Genomic DNA, 14,391 nt, shown 5'->3' with positions numbered 1-14,391 from the left:
ACGACTGCGCGGGCGGCGCGTTCGTCGTCCTCGGCGGTCATGGTTCCTTCCGGTCTGGCCCGCGCGCACCGAACGCGTGGACCACGCCTGCCATGTCGAGATCGCCGAAGCCCTCGGCGGCCGTGCGTCGATACAACGAAGCGCATGCGCGGATCAGCGGCGCGTCCACGCCGGCGGTCTCGGCCTGCGCGGTGACGAGGTCCGCGATCGTCGCGACGTCGCGCACGGCCGCCTGCGGCGTGAAATCCGCAGCCACGAGCTTGCCGAGCTTGATGCGCGAAACCTCGCTCGCCATCGGGCCGGCATCGAGCACGTCGCGCAGCAGCGCCGCGTCGACGCCAGCGGCGCGCGCCGCATGCACGGTTTCGGCGAGCGCGGCGACCATCGCGATGAGATAGTGGTTGACCGCGAGCTTCATGCGCAGCGCACCGGGCACCGCGCCGCAGCGGAACGTGCGCCGGCACAGCGGCGCGAGCAGCGGCAGCACCGCGTCGACCGCGGCGTCGCCGCCGGAAACCATCCCGACCAATTCGCCTCGCTCGGCCTGCACGCGCGAGCCGGACACGGGCGCCTCGACGTAGCGCGCCCCGCACGCGTCGAGATCGCGCGCGAGCGCCGCCGAATACGCCGGTGACGTGGTGCCCAGGTGGACGAACGTGCGCCCGGCGACGCGTGCGCCGAATGCATGCGAGCGACGGCCGAGCACGGCGTCGAGCGCGGATTCGTCGAACAGCATGAGCATGACCACGTCGGCGTCGCGGCACAGCGCGTCGATCGAGACCGCGTGTCGCGCACCGAGTTCGAGCAGCGGCGCGCAACGCTCGGCCGTGCGGTTCCAGACGCGCAGCGCGTGGCCCGCGCGCAGCAGGTTCATCGCCATCGGCAGGCCCATGGTGCCGAGTCCGGCGAAGCCGACGGTCATATCACTGTTTCCGCGGCGAACGCTGCAGGGGCCCACAGCCGCTCGCGCAGGAAGGCGATCACCTCGGCCAGGGCGCGCCGGGTCGGCGAGCCGTCGACGTCGACGAGGTGCGCGGTGAACACGCTGTGAGGGCAGCCGACGACGTCGGCGAAGAACGGCGGTGGGTCCGGGCGGGCGGCATCGTCGGGCAGCACGTGCGCGACGAAACGCGGACCGAGCGCGGCGGCGTACGCGGCGAAGCGCTCCGCGCGGCAATGGCGGTCGCCCTCGAAGCGATAGGCGAGCACGTCGAGGCCGTCGCGTTCGAGTCGCGCGCGGATCCCGCGCAGCTCGCCATCGTCGCTTTCGAGCGCGGCCGGGTCGTCGAGCGGCAACGAGGGTTGCGCCAGGACCGGCGCGAGCACGGCCGGTTCGAGCATCATCGCGAGCGCGAAGTTGCCCGTGAAGCACATGCCGACCGCGCCGACGCCTGCGCCGCCGCATTCGCGGTGGGCGAGGCGTGCGAGCGCGCGCAGCCAGCGCGTGACCGGGCTCGATCCGCGTCCTGCGAGTGCGTGGAACTCGGCACTGATGCACGCCCGGCGCAGCACGGCGAGGCCGTCCCCGGCGAGCGGATGCGCGCCATCGCGACCGAACAGCGACGGCATGTAGACGGTGAAACCCGCCTGGCGGATCCAGCGCGCGAAGCGCGCGACGTCGGGGCTGATGCCCGGCATTTCCGCCATCACGATCACGCCGGGCCCCTGGCCTGAGACGTACACGCGGCGCGCGACGCCGTCGAGGTCGATCGAACGCGCGTCGAAATCCTCGAGCGGGTCGTCTTCGCGTTCGGCTGTGCTCATCGCGGACTCCGTTGCGTGCAGTGTCCATTTGAGCGAGCCGCGGCGACGCATGGTAGTGTCTGAAAAGACATCTTCCGGGCGGATTCGGACATGAAGGATTTCGAACTGCTGCTGCTCGAAGGCGCCAACCCGAGTGGCGTGTCGATGACGCGCGACATCCTCGCGGCGGCAGCGTTGCTCGCCGCGCGCAACGACGATGCTGCACCGACGTAGAGTCTCTGCTCTATCGCAGGCGGGCGCCTGCCGTTGCAGGGCGGCATCGTCGCCGAAACGGTCCGGTTGCCCGCCCGACGCACGCCGGTGCGCACCGTGTTGCTCGTGCCGGGTATCTGGGTCGCCGACGCGCGCGAACTGCATGCGCGCCTCGAGGCGGACGACTGCCGCCGGGCGATCCGTGCGATCGCCGCGCACGTCGCCGGGGGCGGGCAGGTCGCGGCATCGTGCTCGGCGGTGTTCCTGCTGCACGCGGCCGGAGTGCTCGCCGGGCGCCATGCGACGACGACGTGGTGGCTCGCCCCCGAGCTCGCGCGGATCGCCTCGGACGTGCGCGTGGAAGCGAGCCGCATCCTCTGCGTCGATGGTCCCGTACTCACTGCGGGCGCCGCGTTCGCGCAGTCGGACCTCGTGCTGCACCTGCTGCGCGCGCGTTTCGGAGCGCGCATCGCCGACGGCGTGTCGCGTGTGCTGCTGCTGCACGAGCGCGGCGAGCAGGCCCAGTTCGTCGTGCCGGCGATGCTCGCGAGCGGCGACGCGCTCGTCGCGCGACTGAGCCGTCGCGTGGAGACCGCGCTGCCGGACGTTCCTTCGGTCAGCGAGCTCGCGCGCGAATTGTGCGTGTCGGAGCGCACGCTCGCGCGCCGCGTGCGGCACGCGACGGGCATGGGCACGATCGCGCTCGTTTCCAGCATCCGGTTGCATCGCGCGCGCAGCCTGCTGCAGAACAGCCGGCTCAGCATCGATCGTGTCGCTGCCGCGGTCGGCTACCAGGACGCGACGGCGCTGCGCCGGCTCTTGCGCAGGGCCGCGGGGACGACGCCAGGGGGCATGCGCGCGACGTCCGCCGTCGCCGCGCCGCGCGGCGGCGGGCGAGCGCGCGGCTAGCGCTGCTGTGCCGTGGCCGACTGCGCCTCGCGCAGTTCGACCCGGCCGAGCAGGTCGAGGCCCGCGTAGAAGCGCCAGGGATCGCCGTCGCCGATGCCGAGCGCGATGTGGCCGGCATCGAATCCGGGCAACGCCGCGTCGAAACTCCGCCAGCGGCCGTCCACCCACGCCTGCGCCCACGCGTGTGGCACGAAGACCTGGTCCTTGCCGGCGAAGCCGGGCGCATACGCGAGGCCGTCGACGACGCGAGTCGCGATGCCGAGCGCACGGCCGAGCGCGGCGACGAGGAGTGCGTGTTCGGTGCAGTCGCCCTCGGGTTTGCGCGCGACTTCGAGTGCGGACGCGTAGCCGACGTCGAGCGTCTTGCTGCGGATGAAGCCGCGCACGAATGTCTCGACGCGCCGCATGCGTTCGAGCGGCGTCGTCGCGTCGCCGGCCGCCTGCCTGGCGAGCTGGACGATCTCGGGCGCTTCGCTCTGCAGCCAGTCGTTCGGCTTGTAGTCCTCGGCAGCCGGCTTCTCGCCCTTGCGCGCCTGCGCGTCTCGACGAACCGTGACGATGCGCTCGGTGCCGCGCGCGACGACGCTCTGTTCGTCGGTGTCCGGCAGGGCGAGCGCCGATTCGTTGCGAGGCGAAGCGAGCGTGTAGCGCATCGTGCCCGCGAGCTCTTCGATGCGCAGCGGGCGCGGCGACGGCATCAGCGTGCGCGAGAATACGTCGCTGCCCTGGTTCGGTGCGGTCGCGCAGGCGCGATCGCAGGCGAGCAGGATGAGTTCCACGCCCATCATCGGCAGGGTCAGCTTGTGCACGGTCTGGTCGGCATCGACCCACGCACGCGTCTTCATCGGCGCGCCCGGGAATGCGAGGACCTGGTCGACCGGATGCAGCGTGCGTGCGCCACCCGGCAGGTCGACCCGCTCGGGCGGCGCGACCGTGCTCGTGATTTCGGCGGCGTCGAGGCTCGACGGCTGGAACGCGAGTGCGTGGTAACGCGTTCCCGCGACGAGTCCCGCGCGCAGGCCGGCCAGGCGCAGGCCTTCGGGCAGCAGCGCATGCGCGGGCCAGTCCATCCGTCGATGCTGTGGCGCTCCGCCCGTGGTCGTGTCGAGCTCGACCGTGCCGTCGCGCACGCGGCCTTCGATGCGCGTTTCGCTGCCGGAAAGGCGCGACGTGCTCGAGAACGCGACAGGTTTGCCGTCGATGGTCTCGGTCGCGCTCTCGCTGCTGCCGAGGGCGACCTTCACGCCCGCGCGCTCGAGTTCGATTTCGAGCGTCTGGGTCGTGTGCACGGTGCGGTCGCGCACTTCGCGCTTCGCCTCGAACGAGCCGATCTTGCGGCCGTCGAGCAGCACCGTGAACCACTGGTCCTCGGGCGGCGCCGCGAGTGCGACGATCGGCAGGATCATGAACGGCAGGGCGAGCAGGGGCAGGGTGCGGCGCATCGGCGATTCCGGCAGGAGCGAGCGCCTAGTGTGCCCGAAGCACGCGCGTCGCAATCGGCCGGGAGCCCCGCAGGGGCGCGCGGCGCTGCGCGGACCGATGGTGCTGCGAGCGCGCGTCCGGTCGCCGCCGCCGGGATGGACTTGCGCGTACCATCGCCTAGAATCTGCGACCCGCCGCCGTGGATCCGCGCATGAAGCCCTTCGGTACTCCGCACACCGACACTGCCATCCGCGTGCTCCTGCTCGGCTCGGGCGAACTCGGCAAGGAGGTTGCGATCGAACTGCAGCGGTTCGCCGTCGAAGTGATCGCGGTCGACCGTTACTCGAACGCGCCCGCGATGCAGGTCGCCCACCGCTCGCACGTGATCGACATGCTCGATGGCGCCGCGCTGCGCCGCGTGATCGACCTCGAGCGGCCCGACCTCGTGGTGCCGGAGATCGAGGCGATCCACACGCCGACCCTGGTCGAACTCGAGCAGGAAGGGCTGCGGGTGATCCCGACGGCGCGTGCGGCGTGGCTCACGATGGATCGCGAAGGCATCCGCCGCCTCGCAGCCGAGGAACTCGGCCTGCCGACCTCGCGCTACCGCTTCGTCGATACGCACGCGGACTACCGCGATGCGCTCGCGGCAATCGGGCTGCCGTTCGTGATCAAGCCCGTGATGAGCAGCTCGGGCAAGGGGCAGAGCACGGTGCGCAGCGAGGCCGAGGTCGATGCCGCCTGGGAGTACGCGCAGTCGGGCGGTCGTGCGGGCAAGGGGCGCTGCATCGTCGAAGGGTTCGTCGACTTCGACTACGAGATCACCCAGCTCACCGTGCGCCATGCGGGCGGCACGAGTTTCTGTGCGCCGATCGGCCACCGTCAGGAACACGGCGATTATCGCGAGTCGTGGCAGCCCCAGCCGATGAGCGCGAAGGCGCTCGCCGAGGCGCAGCGCCAGGCAGCCGCGATCACCGGTGCGCTCGGTGGCTACGGCGTGTTCGGCGTCGAGTTCTTCGTCAAGGGCGACGCGGTGATCTTTTCAGAAGTCAGTCCGCGCCCGCACGACACCGGCCTCGTGACCCTCGTCTCGCAGGACCTGTCGGAGTTCGCGCTGCATGCGCGCGCGATCCTCGGCCTTCCGGTGCCCGCGATTCGCCAGCTCGGGCCATCGGCGTCGTGCGCGGTGCTGTGCAGCGGCGACGGCGACCGGCCGCGCTACCACGGCGTCGCCGAAGCGCTCGCCGAGCCGGACACGACGCTGCGCCTGTTCGGCAAGCCGCAGGTGCGCGGCCAGCGTCGCATGGGCGTCACGCTCGCGCGGGACGTCGACGTCGACGCCGCGGTCGCCAAGGCCGTGCGCGCGGCGTCGCATCTGCGCGTCGAACCCTGAAACCACGAACCTTCCTCCAGCCTCGCAAGGCAGGCCGCGCCGCACGGCGGCCAGCGCCGCCGTCATCCGGACCCGCACATGACCGATCCCAAGAACTACGCCGTCTTCCTCTACCCGCAGGCGATCGAGGCCCTCGGCGATCCGATCAAGCCGTACCTGCGCGACATGCCCGGCGGCGCGCACATCGTCTGCAGCGAGATCGACGCCTCCGGCGCGCTGTTCGAGATGACGCTCGTCGGCAAGGGGCCGAAGGGCGAGGGACTCGAACTCGAAATCATGGTCCCGACGTCGATGGTCAAGCTCGTCATGTCGATGCACGGCGAGCATGAGATCGGGTTCGTCTGATCGCGGCGCCTGCGCGCCTCAAAGATCGGTCCAGATGCCTTCGCGCAGCACTTCGAGCGGACGATAACGCGACTTGTAGTCCATCTTCGGGTGTCCCTCGATCCAGAAGCCGAGGTAGACGTGCGGCAGAGCCTCCGCGCGCGCTATGCGCAACTGGGTGAGGATCGCGAACGTGCCAAGGCTGCGCGCGTCGCTGTCGGGATCGAAGAACGTGTACACCGCCGACAGTCCCGCCGCGCAGAAGTCGGTGACGGCGATGCCGACGAGGCGGTCGCGCTCGCGCACTTCGATGAAGCGCGTCGGGCTCCAGCCCGTGTACAGGAAGCGAGCGAAATCCTCCGGGCGGGCGTCGTCCATGCCGCCGTCGGGATGGCGCGCGCGCAGGTAGCGGCGGTACAGTGCGAAGTATTCGTCGGTGTAGTTGGCCGGCGTCACGCGTACGCCGAGGTCGGCGTTGCGCGCGAGGCAACGCCTCTGCGACCGGTCCGGCCGGAAGCGCTCGACCGGCACGCGGCACGCGACGCAGGCGCGGCAGCCGTTGCACTGCGGGTGATAGACGTGGCCGCCCGCACGCCGATACCCGCGCTGCACCGCGATGTCGTAGATCTGCGGCAGCTGCGGCGCGCTGGGGTCGATGACGATGTTCTGCGCGGTGCGCGAGGCGTAATAGCCGCACGGGTGCGGCAGGGTCTGGAACAGGCGGACGACGTCCGAGCGCATGATGGCCATTCTAGCCGGATCGAAGCGGCCTGCCTGTTGCCACGCGAGCCGGCCCGACGGCGTTATGGCCAGCCGACCTCGGCGAGCGAGGGCGTCGATCGGCGCCTCCAGGGGCATCCGTGCGGTCCGCGCGACCGGCTTCCCTCGACTGGGGGTACGGGTGCGTGCGCGGCGATCCCGGGCGAGGGGCCGTCGTACCGCACCGCGGCGAGCCGGCATTCGCCGCCGCGCGGGAGCGCGAACGGCACGCGGCCGTCTAGTGCCGCAGCACGCTCAGCGCGATGAGCACCGCGACGCCGGCGATCAGCGCGAGGATGACGAGCTTGATGCGCATCGAGGCGCGATTGTGCTGGGCGGGACTGCCGATGCCGCGCGCGGCGGCCAACTCGTCGGCGAAGCGCGTCGCCGGTTCCAGTCCGGCGTCGCGCAGGACCTTGCGTGCGAGGGTCTGGTCCTCCGAACGCACGACCGACACCTGCGGCCAGCTGTCGCGGTCGGCCTTCGCGGTGTAACTGAAGCGCTTCCAGTCCGCGCCCTGGTAGGCGCGCCGGTTCGCAATCGTCGTCTTGATGCCGTGCTCGGCCATCAGCGCGACGACGCGCTCGATGTTCTCCATTCGCGGCGAGGTGTAGATCTGGCGCATGCGGCGATTCTAGCAGTCCGCCCGGCGGGGCGGCGCGCGTCAGCCTTCGTTGCGGATGCGCACGAGGCCTTCCTGCGCGGTCGACGCGACGAGGCGGCCATCCTCGCTGTAGATCATCCCGCGCGCGAGCCCGCGTGCGCCCTGCGCGGTCGGGCTGTCGCACGAATAGAGCAGCCATTCGTCGGCGCGGAACGGGCGGTGGAACCACATCGCGTGGTCGAGGCTCGCGACCTGCACGTTGCGCTGCAGGAACGAGATCCCATGCGGGAACATCGTCGTTCCGATCAGGTGGAAGTCCGAGGAGTACGCGAGCAGCGCGCGGTGCAGCGGCGGGCTCGACTCGGGCACGCGCCCGGTGAGGCGGAACCAGACCTGCTGGAACGGCGGGCGCTTGGGCGGATTGAGCTCGTCGCGCGGATAGACGTGGCGGAACTCGTACGGCCCGGAGCGCCCGAACCAGCGCTGCAGCTTGGGCGGCAGCTTGGCGAGCTCGTCGGCCGGCAGCGCTTCGACCGGCTCGAGGTCGTCGGGCTTGGGCACTGCCGGCATCGGCAGCTGGTGCTCGACGCCGCTTTCCTCGGCCTGGAACGAGGCCGAGAAATTGAAGATCGGCTGGCCGTGCTGGATCGCGGTCACGCGACGCACGGAAAAGCTGCCACCGTCGCGCGTGCGCTCCACGTTGTAGACGATCGGATGCTCGATGTCGCCTGCGCGCAGGAAGTACGCGTGCAGCGAATGCGCGTTGCGGTCGGCGTCGACGGTCTGCTGCGCGGCCGAGAGCGCCTGGCCGAGCACCTGGCCGCCGAACACGTAGCGCGTGCCGATGTCGCGGCTCTCGCCGCGGAACAGGTTGTCTTCGAGGCGCTCGAGCTGGAGCAGGGACAGCAGTTCTTCGACGGCGGGCGTCATAGGTGGCGCGGAGACGGCAGGGCGGCGAAGTATAGGCCAGGGCGTGGCGGGGCGGCACGCGCGGCGCGCGTACCGCCGCGAAACGGTCGCCGGCGTGCACGTCTCGCGCGAACGACGGCACGCGGCGCGCGCGGACGATCCTACGGGGCGACGCTCAACCGTTCCAGGCCGCTCGCCGGCACGACCTCGTCCCAGGGAAACAGCGGGCCGGGGTCCTGGCGTCGGCGCAGCAGGATCGCCGGATCGTCCTTCGCCGGTTCGAGGCGGCGGTCGAGGTCCTCGTGGCCGGCGATCCAGCGCAGGTTCGCATGGTCGTGGCGCAGCTGTGCGAGCAGCGCGCGCAGCGAGGCGATCTGTTCGGCCGTATACGGCACCGTGAACGCCTGGTGTCGGCTGTCGCCCCAGTCGGGGTAGCGGCCGATGTTCACGAGCTCGATGCCGATCGAGCGCGGGTTGTAGCCGTAGGTGTGGTTCGCCACGCGCGTGTCGGCGACGAAGCGGAACACCTTGCCCGCGAGGTCGATGTAGTAGTGGCCGCTGTTGCCGGTCCGGGTGCCCGCGTAATGGATGCGCTCACCGAATTCGCGCGCCATCGCCATGTCGGGCAGCTCCGTGCAATGGATCACGACGAGGTCGATCGCGGACGACGGACGCGCCGCGAGGCGCTCCTCGTACGGCAGCGGCCAGTCTTCGATCGCGAGGGCAGGCATCGGGAGAACGGGTCCGGTACGGATGATTCGTGACGAGGCGAAGGCTACAGGCTTTCGCCGTGGCTGGCGAAGGAATCCTTCGCCGTTCCAAGGCGAACCGCTATGCTTTCGCGAATCCCCGTCGCGTCGTCCGACCCCGATCTTTCAGATGAAAGGCACCGTCATCCTCTCGCACGGCCTCGAAAGCGGTCCGCAGGCGACCAAAGTGAGCGCGCTGGCCGCGGTCTGCGCGGAACTCGGCTGGGCAAGCGTGCGGCCCGACTATCGCGATCTCGCCGCGGGTCGCGATCCGATCGCGATCGATGCGCGCGTCGCGCGCGCGCTCGAGCACGCGCCGCCCGGCGCGCGCGTCGTCCTTGCCGGATCGAGCATGGGTGCATTCACCTCGGGCCTCGCATCGCTGCGGCGCGCGAACGTCGGCCTGTTCCTGCTCGCACTGCCGACCGCGATCCCCGGTTACCGCCACGCGTTCGATGCGGCCGACGTGCCGATCGAGCTCGTGCACGGCTGGCACGACGAGATCTGCCCCGTCGATGTGGTGATCGATTTCGCGCGCGCGCGCGACGCGACGCTCCATCTCGTGCGCGACGACCATCGCCTCGGCGCGCACGTCGACTGGTGCGCGGACGTGTTCCGCCGCTTCCTCGCCGGCCTCGGCTGATGGCGACGCTGTTCGCGACCTGCCCGAAGGGCCTCGAATACCTGCTGCGCGACGAACTGCGCGCGCTCGGCGCCGAGGACGCGCGCGAAGCGCTCGCGGGCGTGCACTTCTCCGGACCGCTCGAGCTCGCCTACCGCGCGTGCCTGTGGTCGCGCCTGGCGAGCCGCGTGCTGCTGCAGCTCGCGGAATTCGACGCACCGGATGCCGACGCGCTCTACGCGGGCGCGCAGGCGATCGACTGGTCGCGGCATCTCGCGCCGGGCGGCACGTTCGCGATCGACGCAGTCGGCGGCGGCGGCGCGTTGCGCCACACGCAGTTCATCGCGCTTCGCACCAAGGACGCGATCGTGGACCAGTTCCGCGAACGTAGCGGCGCGCGTCCCGACGTCGACGTCGAGCGACCGTCGATCCGCATCAACGTGCGCGTACACAAGGGACGCGCGAGCGTCGCGCTCGACCTCGCGGGCCTGCCGTTGCATCGACGCGGCTGGCGGCAGGGCACGGGCGAGGCACCGCTCAAGGAGAACCTCGCCTGCGCCATGCTGCTGCGCGCAGGCTGGCCGGCGATCGCGGCCGGCGGAGGCGCGCTCGTCGATCCGATGTGCGGCGCAGGCACGCTGCTCGTCGAAGGCGCCTTGATGGCGGCCGACGTCGCGCCCGGGCTGCGGCGCGACTACTGGGGTTTCCTCGGCTGGCGAGGCCACGACGCGACGTCCTGGCAGGCGCTGCTCGACGAGGCGCAGGCGCGCGCGACCGCGGGCCTGCGCGCGCTGCAGCCCATGTATTACGGCTACGATCACGACGCGGGCGTGTTGCAGGAAGCCAAGCGCAACGCGCAGGCGGCCGGCGTCGCCGGCTTCCTCCATCTTGCGCGGCAATCGGCCGAACACCTGCGTCGCCCGGCCGGCGTCGAGCGCCCGGGCTTGGTGATCTCGAACCCGCCGTACGGGGAACGCCTCGGCGAGCGAGCCGCACTCGGCACGTTGTATCGCGCGCTGGGCGCGCGGTTGCGCGAGGCATTCACCGGCTGGCGCGCCGCCGTGATCGTCGCCGACGACGAACTCGGTCACGCGCTCGGCCTGCGCGCGGAAAAGCGCTACGTGCTCTACAACGGCGCCCTCGAGTGCCGCCTGCTCACGTTCGATCTCGCCGAAGCGGCACCCCGCGAGCGTGTCGAGCGCCCGCTGGCCGAAGGCGCGCAGGCGGTCGCGAACCGGATCGGCAAGAACCTGCGCCACCTGCGCAAGCGCCTGGAGCGCGAGGGTATCTCGTGCTGGCGCGCGTACGACGCGGACATTCCCGAGTATGCGGCGGCGATCGACGTCTATCGCGCGGTCGGTGCCGACGACGCGCGCGAGCGCGGCGAAGCGTTCCCGCAGACGTGGCTGCACGTGCAGGAGTACGCGCCGCCGCGCGACATTCCCGAGCACGTCGCGCGCGATCGCCTGCGCGAACTCGTGCATGCCGCCGGACACGCGCTCGAGGTTCCGCGCGAACGCATCGCGCTGAAGACGCGCTACAAGGGAAAGGGCGGTTCCAAGTACGGGCGCTTCGATGAGCGCGGCGAGTTCCTCGTCGTCGAGGAGGGCGGGCTCGGGTTTCGCGTGAACCTGTTCGACTACCTCGACACGGGCCTGTTCCTCGATCACCGGCCCGTGCGCACGCGCCTGCGCGACCTCGCGCGCGGGCGCCACGTCCTCAATCTGTTCTGCTACACGGCGACGGCGAGCGTGTACGCGGCGGCCGGCGGTGCGGCGTCGACGACGAGCGTCGACCTCTCGGCGACCTACCTCGAGTGGGCGGCACGCAACTTCACGCTCAACGGCCACGAGGGGCCGCGCCATCGGCTGGTGCAGGCCGACGTGCTCGCATGGCTGCGCCACGATCGCGGTCGCTACGATCTCGTCTTCGTCGACCCGCCGACTTTCTCGAACTCCAAGCGCGCCGAGGATTTCGACGTGCAGCGCGATCATGCCGAACTGCTGCGCCTCGTCGGTGACCGCCTAGCCCCGGACGGTCTCATCGTGTTCTCGAACAACCTGCGTCGATTCTCGCTCGACCCGACCGTCGCGGAACGATTCGTCGTGCGCGACATCACCCCTTCGACGATCCCGTTCGACTTCGCGCGCAACCCCCGCATCCACGTTTGTTACGAACTGCGACAGCCTGCCGCGCGGCAAGCGAATTCTTAACGAGGCGTGGAGTAATTTCAGGACCGATTCAGGGGTGTGCTCGCAGCATGCGAGTCGTACCTGAGGAGGGTGTGGTCATGCGCAAGTCCGTTCGCTCGTTCGCCCTGGGTGTGCTGGTCGTCGCCGGCATGGCGCTCGCGCCCGCCGCGATTGCGCGCAGCCACTGGAACGTCGGCATCGGCATCGGCCTGCCGGGACTCAGCATCGGCTACTCCGACTGCCATCATTGCGGGCGCGGCTGGGGCGGAAACTACTCCTACGCCGGCGGCTACTACGGCGGTGGCTACTACGGCTCGTACTACGCGCCCGTGTACTACGGGCCGAGCTATTACGCTGCCGACTACTACTCGCCCTCGTACTACGAGCCGTCGTACTACCCGGGTTATTACAGCGTGCGCTACTACGACCGGCCGTCGCACCGTTACTACGGCGGCCATGGACGCCGTGATCACGACGGAGGCCATCGTCACCGCGATCGCGACGACTATGGACACCGGGCGTCCTACTACGACCGGGACGGCTACTATCGTCATTGACGCTTAGGTCTCGATCACCAGTCAGCGCCGGCGGCCACCCCTCCCCCTTCCTGCCGCCGGTGTCTCCGCCCCGCGACGATTTCCCCTGATCGTCGCGGGGTTTCTATTTTGTGCGCGGAAGGCGGCTTGCGCGGAGGCAGCCGTGACGGCTGCGTGTGGCTCGCCGAGCACGACGTGACCCGGCTCGATGCGCGCGTCCAGGGCGGCCGTCGGCTACGCGGGGCGGCTCGTTCGGGCGGTTCGCAGGTATGATGCGCGGACGTATGGCCGACGACGCGTGCATGAGCGAGCAGAGCAGACGAACCGGAATGCCGGCGCAACGGCAGGTTCCGGGCGCATGGACGTTCTTCCGCCAGTGGCTGCGCAATCCGCGCGCGATGGCCGCGCTGTCGCCGTCGGGGCGCCAGTTGACGCAGGCGATGATCGCCCAGCTGCCGGTGGGTGCGCAGCGTGTGGTCGAACTCGGCGCGGGCACGGGCGTGTTCACGCGTGCGCTGCTCGCGCACGGCATTCGAGCGCGCGACCTGCTCGTGGTCGAGCTCAACGAAGAACTGCACGGGCTGTTGCAGGCGCAGTTTCCGGACGCACGGATCGTGCACGGCAATGCCTGCGACCTCGCCGCGATCGCGGCGCGCAACGGGTTCGAGGCCGCGGACGCGGCGATCAGCGGCCTCGGTTTCCTCGCGATGCCGCGCGAGGTGCAGAAAGGCATTCTTTCCGCCGTGTTCTCGGTGCTCGGCCCGGGCCGACCCCTGATCCAGTTCACGTACGGGCCGGCGAGTCCGATTCCGCGCGACCTGCTCGAGGAACTCGGCCTGTCGGTGCGTCGCGGCGGCATCGCCCCGATCAACCTGCCGCCCGCGTTCGTGTTCGTCTACACGCGCGCCTGAGGCGCACGGCGCCGTCAATTCGCAGCGACGCTCGCGGTATCATGTCGGCCCCAGACTTTGCGAGGCCGCGCCGTGGGCGAATCGTCGATCCCCGATTGGATGAAGCAGTGGCAGGCACTGTCGCAGCAGTCCGTCAACGCCTGGACCGAGGTCGCGCGTGATGCCATGAACCAGGCGGGCCATGGACGCGTCGACGGATTCGAGCAGTGGTCGCGCGCATTCGGCGCCGGGCCCGGCAAGGGCGCGCAGGCGGAGACGATCGAGCGTCTCGTCGAGGGCGCGAAGAATTACGTCTCTTTCATGCAATCGCTGATTGCCGCCGCGGGCACGAACGCGACGGATGGCGTGCCGTCCTGGGGCGACGCGTTGCGCCAGGCGTTCACGATGCCCGGCGGCCCGGCGTCGTTCGAGCATCCCCTCGCGCGCCTGTGGAAGGAACACGCCACGGCGGGCAACGCGCAAGCAGCACTCGGCAAGCTGTTCGGAACGTTGCCGGGCGGCGCGAATCCCGCCGAGGAATTGAAGTCGTGGCTGCAGCTGCCCGCGTTCGGCTACCTGCGCGAGCACCAGGAACACCAGCAGAAGAGCGCGGTGGCCTGGGTCGATTACCAGGAGCAGCTCGCGCGCTACAACACGAAGATGCTCGAGGCCGCGCGGCGCGGCTTCGAATTGTTCGAAGGCAAGCTGATCGAGCGCGAGCAGCCCGGCCGGCAGATCGAGTCGCTGCGTGCGCTGTACGACCTGTGGGTCGATGCCGCCGAGGAAGGGTACGCCGAGATCGCGTTGTCGAAGGAGTTCCGCGACGTCTATGGTGCGCTGACCAACGCGCAGATGCGCCTGCGTTCGCAGATCCACCAGGAGATCGAACGTCTCAGCGCCGACCTCGGCATGCCGACGCGCAGCGAGCTCAACAACATCGGCGAGCGCCTGCAGGCGCTGCGGCGTGAAGTCCGCGCGCAGCGGGGCGGCGATGCGTTCACCGACGAACTCGCAGCCCTGCGTCGCGAGTTCGAGGACCTCAAGGCAGCCATCGGGGGTGCGCGCGCGACGAGCGGCGAAGGCCCCGCGGTCATCGCGGAGGCGGCGCGGGCGGCGGCGCCCGGGC

The 14,391-nt window shown here is 70.5% G+C and carries 16 protein-coding genes; 9 read left to right on the top strand and 7 right to left on the bottom strand.

Translation table 11 applies throughout. From position 1 onward, the window contains the following. Positions 1-37 precede the first annotated feature (37 nt). Positions 38-922, bottom strand: a complete 885-nt coding sequence (locus VI238_RS09115; RefSeq protein WP_331650632.1) for an NAD(P)-dependent oxidoreductase — start codon at positions 920-922, stop codon at positions 38-40. Continuing rightward, on the bottom strand, positions 919-1,764 hold the full coding sequence (locus tag VI238_RS09110) for a dienelactone hydrolase family protein (protein WP_331650630.1): 846 nt from the start codon (positions 1,762-1,764) through the stop codon (positions 919-921). The genes VI238_RS09115 and VI238_RS09110 overlap by 4 nt, the downstream gene beginning before the upstream one ends. Positions 1,765-1,854: 90 nt before the next feature. Here VI238_RS09110 and VI238_RS09105 point away from each other — a divergent pair, with 90 nt between their 5' ends. Beyond that, positions 1,855-1,977, top strand: coding sequence for a hypothetical protein (locus tag VI238_RS09105; RefSeq protein ID WP_331650628.1), 123 nt, complete (start codon positions 1,855-1,857; stop codon positions 1,975-1,977). An 87-nt stretch (positions 1,978-2,064) separates the two neighbouring features. After that, complete coding sequence (locus tag VI238_RS09100; RefSeq protein WP_331650627.1) at positions 2,065-2,865, top strand: GlxA family transcriptional regulator; 801 nt, start codon at positions 2,065-2,067, stop codon at positions 2,863-2,865. On the opposite strand, the gene VI238_RS09095 is transcribed toward VI238_RS09100, so the two are convergent. Next, positions 2,862-4,307 carry a transglutaminase-like domain-containing protein gene (locus VI238_RS09095; RefSeq protein ID WP_331650625.1) on the bottom strand — a complete coding sequence of 482 codons (1,446 nt, stop codon included), beginning with the start codon at positions 4,305-4,307 and terminating at the stop codon, positions 2,862-2,864. The genes VI238_RS09100 and VI238_RS09095 overlap by 4 nt on opposite strands. Positions 4,308-4,498: 191 nt before the next feature. Between VI238_RS09095 and purT the strand changes: the two genes are divergently transcribed. Together purT and VI238_RS09085 are read left to right on the top strand one after the other, a co-directional pair. Next, a complete protein-coding gene (purT, locus tag VI238_RS09090) occupies positions 4,499-5,680 on the top strand; it encodes a formate-dependent phosphoribosylglycinamide formyltransferase (protein WP_331650623.1) in 1,182 nt (393 codons plus the stop codon). A 78-nt stretch (positions 5,681-5,758) separates the two neighbouring features. Next, positions 5,759-6,025, top strand: a complete 267-nt coding sequence (locus tag VI238_RS09085; protein WP_331650621.1) for a hypothetical protein — start codon at positions 5,759-5,761, stop codon at positions 6,023-6,025. Positions 6,026-6,043: 18 nt separating this feature from the next. On the opposite strand, the gene VI238_RS09080 is transcribed toward VI238_RS09085, so the two are convergent. The 4 genes from VI238_RS09080 to VI238_RS09065 form a co-directional block, all read right to left on the bottom strand. Beyond that, complete coding sequence (locus tag VI238_RS09080) at positions 6,044-6,745, bottom strand: arginyltransferase (protein ID WP_414650045.1); 702 nt, start codon at positions 6,743-6,745, stop codon at positions 6,044-6,046. A 256-nt stretch (positions 6,746-7,001) separates the two neighbouring features. Then, a complete protein-coding gene (locus tag VI238_RS09075; RefSeq protein ID WP_331650617.1) occupies positions 7,002-7,388 on the bottom strand; it encodes a hypothetical protein in 387 nt (128 codons plus the stop codon). Between the two features lie 39 nt (positions 7,389-7,427). Next, positions 7,428-8,297 carry an acyl-CoA thioesterase II gene (gene tesB, locus VI238_RS09070; RefSeq protein WP_331650615.1) on the bottom strand — a complete coding sequence of 290 codons (870 nt, stop codon included), beginning with the start codon at positions 8,295-8,297 and terminating at the stop codon, positions 7,428-7,430. Between the two features lie 140 nt (positions 8,298-8,437). Next, the gene (locus VI238_RS09065) at positions 8,438-9,007 is read right to left on the bottom strand and encodes an N-acetylmuramoyl-L-alanine amidase (protein WP_331650613.1); all 570 of its coding nucleotides are present in this window, start codon (positions 9,005-9,007) and stop codon (positions 8,438-8,440) included. A gap of 148 nt (positions 9,008-9,155) precedes the next feature. On the opposite strand from VI238_RS09065, the gene VI238_RS09060 reads away from it, so the two are divergent. The 5 genes from VI238_RS09060 to phaE form a co-directional block, all read left to right on the top strand. Continuing rightward, positions 9,156-9,668, top strand: coding sequence for an alpha/beta hydrolase (locus VI238_RS09060; protein ID WP_331650611.1), 513 nt, complete (start codon positions 9,156-9,158; stop codon positions 9,666-9,668). Continuing rightward, entirely contained in the window at positions 9,668-11,860 is a 2,193-nt protein-coding gene (rlmKL, locus tag VI238_RS09055) for a bifunctional 23S rRNA (guanine(2069)-N(7))-methyltransferase RlmK/23S rRNA (guanine(2445)-N(2))-methyltransferase RlmL (RefSeq protein ID WP_331650610.1), read from the top strand. The genes VI238_RS09060 and rlmKL overlap by 1 nt, the downstream gene beginning before the upstream one ends. A gap of 77 nt (positions 11,861-11,937) precedes the next feature. Next, the gene (locus tag VI238_RS09050; RefSeq protein ID WP_331650608.1) at positions 11,938-12,396 is read left to right on the top strand and encodes a hypothetical protein; all 459 of its coding nucleotides are present in this window, start codon (positions 11,938-11,940) and stop codon (positions 12,394-12,396) included. A gap of 308 nt (positions 12,397-12,704) precedes the next feature. After that, entirely contained in the window at positions 12,705-13,286 is a 582-nt protein-coding gene (locus VI238_RS09045) for a class I SAM-dependent methyltransferase (RefSeq protein ID WP_331650606.1), read from the top strand. 72 nt (positions 13,287-13,358) lie between these two features. Beyond that, the coding region (gene phaE, locus VI238_RS09040) for a class III poly(R)-hydroxyalkanoic acid synthase subunit PhaE (RefSeq protein WP_331650604.1) at positions 13,359-14,391 on the top strand (1,033 nt) is incomplete at its 3' end.

It is taken from the genome of Dokdonella sp. (genome assembly GCF_036518555.1).
Classification (GTDB): domain Bacteria; phylum Pseudomonadota; class Gammaproteobacteria; order Xanthomonadales; family Rhodanobacteraceae; genus Dokdonella_A.
The sequence above is the reverse complement of the archived record's forward strand: the minus strand, read 5'-3'. Positions and strand labels throughout refer to the sequence as shown.

Excerpts from the sequence above, each read along its gene's own strand:
- VI238_RS09115 (WP_331650632.1), bottom strand. The coding sequence starts at position 922 with ATGACCGTCGGCTTCGCCGGACTCGGCACCATGGGCCTGCCGATGGCG.
- VI238_RS09110 (WP_331650630.1), bottom strand. The coding sequence starts at position 1,764 with ATGAGCACAGCCGAACGCGAAGACGACCCGCTCGAGGATTTCGACGCG.
- VI238_RS09105 (WP_331650628.1), top strand. The coding sequence starts at position 1,855 with ATGAAGGATTTCGAACTGCTGCTGCTCGAAGGCGCCAACCCGAGTGGC.
- VI238_RS09095 (WP_331650625.1), bottom strand. The coding sequence starts at position 4,307 with ATGCGCCGCACCCTGCCCCTGCTCGCCCTGCCGTTCATGATCCTGCCG.
- purT (WP_331650623.1), top strand. The coding sequence starts at position 4,499 with ATGAAGCCCTTCGGTACTCCGCACACCGACACTGCCATCCGCGTGCTC.
- VI238_RS09085 (WP_331650621.1), top strand. The coding sequence starts at position 5,759 with ATGACCGATCCCAAGAACTACGCCGTCTTCCTCTACCCGCAGGCGATC.
- VI238_RS09080 (WP_414650045.1), bottom strand. The coding sequence starts at position 6,745 with ATGCGCTCGGACGTCGTCCGCCTGTTCCAGACCCTGCCGCACCCGTGC.
- VI238_RS09075 (WP_331650617.1), bottom strand. The coding sequence starts at position 7,388 with ATGCGCCAGATCTACACCTCGCCGCGAATGGAGAACATCGAGCGCGTC.
- tesB (WP_331650615.1), bottom strand. The coding sequence starts at position 8,297 with ATGACGCCCGCCGTCGAAGAACTGCTGTCCCTGCTCCAGCTCGAGCGC.
- VI238_RS09065 (WP_331650613.1), bottom strand. The coding sequence starts at position 9,007 with ATGCCTGCCCTCGCGATCGAAGACTGGCCGCTGCCGTACGAGGAGCGC.
- VI238_RS09060 (WP_331650611.1), top strand. The coding sequence starts at position 9,156 with ATGAAAGGCACCGTCATCCTCTCGCACGGCCTCGAAAGCGGTCCGCAG.
- rlmKL (WP_331650610.1), top strand. The coding sequence starts at position 9,668 with ATGGCGACGCTGTTCGCGACCTGCCCGAAGGGCCTCGAATACCTGCTG.
- VI238_RS09050 (WP_331650608.1), top strand. The coding sequence starts at position 11,938 with ATGCGCAAGTCCGTTCGCTCGTTCGCCCTGGGTGTGCTGGTCGTCGCC.
- VI238_RS09045 (WP_331650606.1), top strand. The coding sequence starts at position 12,705 with ATGCCGGCGCAACGGCAGGTTCCGGGCGCATGGACGTTCTTCCGCCAG.